The following is a 786-nucleotide window of genomic DNA, read 5'->3' on the forward strand; positions in this document are numbered from 1 at the left end:
CTAGCACTTTATTTTCAAAACGACTGGATTTTAATCTAGCAGGAATGATAATCATCTTTAAACCTTTTTAAGCCTTATGAAAATAGGGGATTTTTATGGTATTATACTCAATTAAAAGCTTATTCCTTTTATTGTAAGGGTTTAGGCTATTGAACTTTAGGAGTTTTAATGATATTAAGAGCGAGTGTGTTGAGCGCGTTACTTCTTGTAGGCTTAGGGGCAGCCCCTAAACATTCAGTTTCAGCTAATGACAAACGGATGCAGGATAATTTAGTGAGCGTGATTGAAAAACAAACCAATAAAAAGGTGCGTATTTTAGAAATCAAACCTTTAAAATCTAGCCAAGATTTAAAAATGGTCGTTATTGAAGATCCGGACACTAAATACAATATTCCGCTTGTAGTGAGTAAGGATGGTAATTTAGTCATAGGGCTTAGCAATATCTTTTTTAGCAATAAAAGCGAAGATGTGCAATTAGTCGCAGAAACCAATCAAAAAGTCCAAGCCCTTAACGCTACCCAGCAAAATAGCGCAAAATTGAACGCTATTTTTAATGAAATACCGGTTGATTATGCGATAGAGTTGCCCTCTACTAACGCTAAAAATAAGGATAAAATCCTTTATATTGTTTCTGATCCCATGTGTCCGCATTGCCAAAAAGAGCTCACTAAACTCAGGGATCACTTGAAAGAAAACACCGTGAGAATGGTTGTGGTGGGGTGGCTTGGAGTCAATTCAGCTAAAAAAGCGGCTTTGATCCAAGAAGAAATGGCGAAAGCTAGGGCT

2 protein-coding genes are annotated in these 786 nt (G+C 36.8%); one reads left to right on the plus strand and one right to left on the minus strand.

Annotated elements, in window-relative coordinates; genetic code table 11:
* A partial coding sequence (locus tag IEY73_RS34595) for a cytidylyltransferase domain-containing protein (RefSeq protein ID WP_505744156.1) occupies positions 1-55 on the minus strand: 55 nt, incomplete at its 3' end.
* Between the two features lie 113 nt (positions 56-168).
* On the opposite strand from IEY73_RS34595, the gene dsbK reads away from it, so the two are divergent.
* A partial coding sequence (gene dsbK, locus IEY73_RS34600) for a protein disulfide-isomerase DsbK (protein WP_189083225.1) occupies positions 169-786 on the plus strand: 618 nt, incomplete at its 3' end.

It is taken from the genome of Mangrovihabitans endophyticus (assembly GCF_014646155.1).
In the GTDB taxonomy this organism is placed as follows: Bacteria; Actinomycetota; Actinomycetes; order Mycobacteriales; family Micromonosporaceae; genus Actinoplanes; species Actinoplanes endophyticus.